The organism is Streptomyces sp. NPDC005141, assembly GCF_053599975.1.
In genome coordinates this window covers 1-4,483 of sequence record NZ_JBSFYW010000136.1, presented here as the reverse complement: position 1 = coordinate 4,483, position 4,483 = coordinate 1, and the positions used below count along the sequence as shown (strand labels likewise).

Here is a 4,483-nt window from a genome sequence, read left to right as displayed (position 1 = left end):
CAGCGCCTGGGCCGACACCGCTGGGTGGTCGAGCGCACCATGTCCTGGCTCGGCGGATGCCGTCGGCTCCACCGACGCTACGAACGCAAGCCCGAGCACTTCCTGGCCTTCACCGCCATTGCCACCAGCCTCATCAATCACCGCCGACTCGCCAAGTGAAACGACCTCTAAGGACCCGAAGCTCTTCAGCGCCGCGGGCCGGGAGGATTTCTGCATCTCGCCTCCGCCGCTTCGCGACGACGCTGCCCGCTTCCAGGCTGTACCGATCTGCGAGGTCGTGGCTGTTGAAGCGATGGACCGGCCGCCGGCCCTTCACCTCTGCCCAATGGGTGGGAGGACGGACCTCGAATACGGCTACGCGCTCCTCCTTGTCAAGCCGGCGTAGAGCCACCGGTCGGTTCCGAGATCGTCGAAGTAGTGTGGAACGCTTCCCTGCTATTCAGGGTGGCGAGCTTGTTGCTCTTGCCCTGATTGCAGGGTCCGCAGACTGGGCTGAAATGCAGAGGGGTCAGCGCCAGGAGGGGGAAGTCAGCCTTCGGCGCATACTGATCCACCTGGGATGCCTGCGGGAGACCACAGAGTGCACAGGCCCCGTGTGCTGCCCCTGCCTTGATTGCGTTGTATAGCTTGGGGCCTTCCGCTTCCTGCAGCGTCAACGCGTACGGTGACGGCTCAGTCGCGGCCCTCAGCGCGTTCGATGTCGCGTAGGGCATCCTCGATCTTCCGTGCGAGGCGAATGCGCCACCGGGAACGCTTCGGCATCCGGGAAACCAGCTGAAGGTTGTGCAGCGCCGCCTTCTCCATGCGCTGGTCGCCGAGTTCGGCGTAGATGGCCGCGGCACGCGTGAGGGCGTCCACCCCCTCCTGTCTGCGGTGCAGCATGCCCAGATTGAGGCCGAGGTTGTTCAGTGCCTGGCCTTCCCCATACCGTTCCCCGATGCTGTGAAAGATCGATACTGCCTGGGCGAACAACGGCTCGGCGGCCTGGTGTTCGCCCTGGTCATAGAGGTCGACGGCGAGGTTCACCAAGGCCGCGGCTTCGTTGGGCCTGTCGTTGGTTTCACGGAAGGCGTCCACGGCCTCGGTATGGGCTTCCATGGCCTCCTGGGCGCGCCCCAGTAGCCGGAGGGCGGTGCCACGGTTGCCTTGCGCCTCGGCGTGGCCCCGGCGGTCCGCCAGACCGCGGAAGATCTCGCAGGCGCGGCTGTGCGCCTCGACCGCTTCGTCGTACCGTTCCAGCTCCCGGAGTGCAGAACCGAGGTTGTTGCGTGCGCCGGCTTCGCCGTGCGGGTTGGCGAGGCTGCGGTAGATCTCCGCGGCGCGGCCGTGGAATTCGGCGGCTTCTTCGTGGCGCGATACCTCCTGCAGAGTGAGCCCCAGCCGGTCCAGCGTCCCGGCTTCGCTGAGGTCGCTGGACAGGGAACGGTAGAGGGCGACGGCCTGAGTGTGCGCGGCGATCGACTGGTCGAACATCCGCTGCTTTCGCAAGGTCATGCCGAGCCCGGTCAATGCCGTCGCCATCCCCAGGGGATCTCCCAGCTGGCGGAAGAGATCCAGGCACTCGGTGTGCGTCGCGGCTGCCTCGGTCAAGCGGCCGAGGCGACGCTGATTGCTGCCGAGATTGCTGAGCGCGGCTGCTTCGCCCGCACGGTTGCCCAGTTCGCGGAACGCTCGCACAGCACGGGTGTGAACATCCACAGCCTCGTCGTACTGCCGCAGTTCCTGCAGGGCGGCGCCGACATCGATCAGTGCTCCCGTTTCGGCTTCGCGGTCGCCGCACGCGCGGGCGGCTGCGACCGCGTACCGGGCGGTCTCGACGGCGTCGGGCAAGTAGCGCCGCCAGTGCAGGTAGTGCGCCAGGCTTCCGGCCAGGGTGGAGGTGGCCGCTGCGCGGCCCGTGCCCGAGGCGAGGGCGACCATCGCCAGGAGATTGAGCCGCTCGGCGTCGAGCCAGGACAACGCCTCGGTGTTGTCGGGAAAGAGCTCCGACACCGGCCTGTTGGGCAGCAACTGGATGTGGGAGGAGGCGGCGGCCGCGGTGGCCTGGTAGTAGTCGCAGAGGCGGTCGAGGCTTGTGCGGCTTGCCTCCTCGTCGTCCAGTTCCTGATGCAGCTGCCGGGCGTAGAGACGGACCAGGTCGTGCATCCGCCAGCGGCCCCACGTTGGCCCGGACTCGACCAGGTGCGCGTCGGTCAAGTGCCGCAGGATTCCCTCCGCCCGGTGTGGGTCGGTGCCGTACAGGTGGCCGGCTGCCTCAGTGGATAGGTCCGGGCCGGAAGGAAGGGGTAGCAGCCGGAAGAGTCGCGCCTGTTCGTCGTCGAGTAGCCGGTAGGACAGGTCGAAGGCGGCGCGCACCGCTCGGTCGGGACGGCGCAACGCGTCCAGGCGGTTGTGTTCGGCCCGCAGGGCATCGGCGATGGAGGACGCGGGCCGGAGCGGGGAAGCGGCAAGGAGGGCGGCGGCGATGCGCAGCGCCAGCGGCAGCCCCGCACACAGCCGCGCGATCTCGTCCGCCGCCGCGGTGTCGTCGGTGATCCGGGTGTCGTGCTTGCCGCGGGAGTGGCGCAGCGCTTGGTCGAGCACCCCGACCGAAGCAGCTTCGTCCAGGCTGCTGAGGTCGTGCAGTCGGACGTCGAGGCCGTCAAGGGTGTGGCGAGATGTCACGAAGGCCGCGGTCGCACCGTCGGTTGGCAGGAGCGGGCGCGCCTGGTCGGCCGTGGAGGCGTTGTCGACGACCACCAGGATCCGCCGGCCCTCCTGGGCGTAGCGGGCGAGCACGCTGCGGTAGAGCCTCTGCCGGTCCTCCAGGCAGGCGGGGACGTGCTCGCCGGGTATCGCGAGTGCGCGCAGCAGGCTCGCCAGAGCCGATACGGGGGACATACGCAGGTCGGGGGTGTACCCGAACAGGTCGATGAAGAGCACTCCGCCCGGGAACCAGCCCGGCCGTCGTCGTGCCTGCGAAGCGACCTGGAGGGCCAGTTCGGTCTTGCCGACGCCGGCCAGCCCCGCCAGGACGCTTACTGGGGCCTCCCGTTTCCGCTCCGGGTCGAGGTCCTCCAACAGCGCGTCGACCAGGTCGTCCCGGCCGGTGAACGCGACGGACGGTGACGGCAGACCGGACAGGGCCGGGGTGATTTCCGGTGGGAGCTGCACCGTGACGTCGTGTCCCTGGACGACGGCGTGGAAGAAGAGCCCCCCGGTGATGGTGTTTTCGACATGGATATCCGCTTCGCTCACGTCGCTTTTGTCCTCCATACCGGTTTAGATGCCTGAACGCTCCATCATGAGTGTTGCGGGATGTTCGGAGATAGCCTGGTAGCCCGAAACGTGTCTAGGAGCGTGGGACGTTGAGCGAAGGCCGACTCGGTGTGGTACTGATCCACGGAATCCTGTCCGATGCCAAGGTGTGGCACTCCCTGGAGAAGCTGATCGCGGAGGATGCGGAGCTTGGCTTCGTCAGCACGCTCCCCTTCGAGTACGCGACGGGAGCGAAGCGGTTCCATCCACTGCGGATCTTCCCGTCGATCGACACGGCCGCCGACAGCCTGAAGGAGTATCTGATCACGGAGGCCGGCGGCTTCGACCGGTTGATGCTGGTCACGCACAGCCAGGGCGGTCTGGTGGCCCAGCGTTACCTCGCCCGCATGGTGGCCGACGGATCCGGCCACGAACTCGCCCGGATCCGCCGCATGGTGCTGCTGGCCTGCCCCAACAACGGCTCCGAGCTACTGCTGTCCCTACGCCGGAACGTACTCGGCTCCCGCCATCCCCAGGAAAGGGACCTGAGGCCGCTCAACGACCAGGTGACGGGCACCCTGCGAACCGTCTTGCGTGACGTGGTGCACGCCACCGCCGTGAGCGAGCGCACCTGCCCCATCGACATCAAGGTCTACGCCGGCGAGAGCGACGGTGTGGTGCCCGCGGCCTCCGCGCAGTCCGTCTTCCCTGACAGCGCCGCGCTCCCCGGTGACCACTCCAGCATCCTGAAGGCGAAGACGGCTCGTCACCGCACCTTCACCACCCTGCGCCGCCTGATGCTCACCGCCCCCGGAGCCACTGCTCAAAGCGCTCCGGAAGGCGCTTCTGATGGCGCTCCCGAAGGTGCCGTCCCGCCGGCAGCCCAGCCGCCGGCTTCCCAGGGGACGGGCCCCGGAACCGTCAACAACACCGTCTCTGGCGGCACCTTCTACAGCCCCCTCATTCAGGCCGGCTCGGTACGTGCGTCCTTCCCGACCCCGGCTCCAGCCCCGGCTCCGGATGAGGACGAGCGTGGCTAGGGTTTGTCCGTCGTTAACGTCGCAGGCCAGTCGAGGTGCGGTCCGGGGCCCGTCGCTGGCCAGGTTCCCAGCGCGGAACAGAGCCCGTCCTGGAGTACCGGATCCTGCGATCTGAGGTTCCCCCGTTGCTCGGGAGTCGCCGATCAGCTGGTCAGAGCGGGTTGACGGGTGTTCAGGTTCGTTGGTTCGGCCGTCGCCTGGTCGGC

Annotated in this window: 3 protein-coding genes; 2 read left to right on the top strand and 1 reads right to left on the bottom strand. The window is 68.0% G+C overall.

The window, feature by feature from the left end; all coding sequences use genetic code 11:
- A partial coding sequence (locus ACWD68_RS41525) for a transposase (RefSeq protein ID WP_451811243.1) occupies positions 1 to 159 on the top strand: 159 nt, incomplete at its 5' end.
- A gap of 513 nt (positions 160 to 672) precedes the next feature.
- Here the strand turns inward: ACWD68_RS41525 and ACWD68_RS41520 are convergent.
- Entirely contained in the window at positions 673 to 3,255 is a 2,583-nt protein-coding gene (locus ACWD68_RS41520) for a tetratricopeptide repeat protein (protein ID WP_451811659.1), read from the bottom strand.
- A gap of 92 nt (positions 3,256 to 3,347) precedes the next feature.
- On the opposite strand from ACWD68_RS41520, the gene ACWD68_RS41515 reads away from it, so the two are divergent.
- Entirely contained in the window at positions 3,348 to 4,277 is a 930-nt protein-coding gene (locus ACWD68_RS41515) for an esterase/lipase family protein (RefSeq protein WP_451811658.1), read from the top strand.
- Positions 4,278 to 4,483 lie beyond the last annotated feature (206 nt).